This is a genomic window from Bartonella sp. AP58NXGY, assembly GCF_042195785.1.
Taxonomy (GTDB): domain Bacteria; phylum Pseudomonadota; class Alphaproteobacteria; order Rhizobiales; family Rhizobiaceae; genus Bartonella.
Window position 1 is genome coordinate 1 of record NZ_JBHIOY010000026.1, and the last position, 1767, is coordinate 1767.

1 pseudogene is annotated in these 1767 nt (G+C 39.4%); it reads right to left on the minus strand.

The window, feature by feature from the left end:
• A pseudogene (locus tag ACFINC_RS08845) lies at window positions 1–1767 on the minus strand (autotransporter outer membrane beta-barrel domain-containing protein); the annotation flags it as partial.

A 1767-nucleotide genomic window follows, 5' to 3' on the forward strand; every position in this document is an offset into this window, starting at 1 on the left:
TGAGCAATATCAAGCAGATTGCCATCATCATCTTTTTCTTTTGTACTGGTCTTTAGTGTCCATGTTGTCTTGTTTTTTAGATCAAAACGTACAGTTCTATCTTTAGCAATATTCGCTCTGCCCTCTAGAGTAGACTGATCAGCGCTTAAGGTGAAGGTGCCATTGGAGATCGCTTTAACCTCTTTATTGTTCCAATAATTGTCATTTTTCCAAGATTTTGGATCTTCGAAAAGACCATCTCCTAACAATACATCAGCATGGATTTCTGAATTTTTGAGATTGACTGTACCGATTGATAAAGTTGGAATATCTTCCATGTTTGTGTTAGTGAAACCTCCAACAAAAACTCCAGTGCCGTTGTCAACGGAGAGGTTTGTATTGGTCAAATTGATTTCATTGTTTTGATGTTTTTCTAGATCACTTGATTCATCTGGGTCAATATTATAGAGAGCTATAAATTGCAAACCAGCAACTCCTGCTGTTAGAGAAGCATTCTGGACATCAATATGTCCGTTAAATGCCGCCCATAGTGCAACTTTTTTTGCTTCTATTTTATTTTTTATTGTATTCTCTGCTGCTCCAATATAACCATTCGTCATCTTAATTGTGCTATTATTTCCTGCAAAAAGACCAACATCAAAATTTTGAATGATTGTTTTACCATTTAATTCGATTGCACTACCAAGTTCCGCAACGTTTACAGCAACGGTTTGTTTTTTATTTTCACCACCAGTTATTGTTAAATCTCCGCTAATGATTTTACTTCCACCGTCTGCATAAAAACCTTCATCGACATTTTGAATGGTTGTTTTGCCCATTAACCTAACTTCACTACCAGAGTCCGATGTCCATATACCAGTGCGTTCGTTGTCGGGGACTTCAAGTGCTTCACCACCGATTATCGATAAGTTTTCGCTAATGATTTTACCTCCATTAACGGTATTGAGTCCGCCCAAAGTATTGTTAATTGTTGTATCACCATGCAATTGAATTGTGCTGTCATTGCCACTTACAAATGCACCGCTTCCTTTTCCCTCTGTTGTTAAAGCAACATCTGTGGCATCAATATGCCCTCCGTTGATTGCGAATAACGCTGTTTCGTTCGCGGCTACGGATCCTCCCGTCATTGTGATGGTGGATTTTGAACCTTCTGCATAGAGTCCAACATTATCAGATGATGTAATGTTTGCATTGTTTTTCAAGATAATCGTACTACCACCTTCTGCACTTGCTCCTACGTCACGTCCACTAAATGCCCCTCCTGAGATTGTTATTGTCGAATCATGGTCTGCAACTATACTGGCGGCTGCTTGAGTCACTGTTACATCTTTTAAAGTGACGGTACTTTTATCTGCTTTTATTCCAAAGTTTAGTAACGTATCGTCTTTCCCACTCGATATCTTCACACCTTCTAGCTTGTTTTCGCTGCTGTTACTGTTTAAGAAACCAGCACCAACTAAAGAAGTTTTAATGGTTCCTCCAGTCATCTTGATTGCACCATCGTTTAGTATTTGAAGCCCGAGTGCACTATTACTAATCGTTGTATTTCCAAGTAATTCAATTACACTGCTTTCGCCAACAGAAAATACACCAGACGATATATCGTCGTCACTTGGAGCCACATCTGTGACAGTTAGAGCCACATCTGTAACAGTAATATGGCCGCCATCTTCAGCAACCAATGCATTGTCTTTCCCTGTGACGTTTCCTCCCGTCATTGTGATGGTGGATTTTGAACCTTCTGCATAGAGTCCAACGTTATCAGAT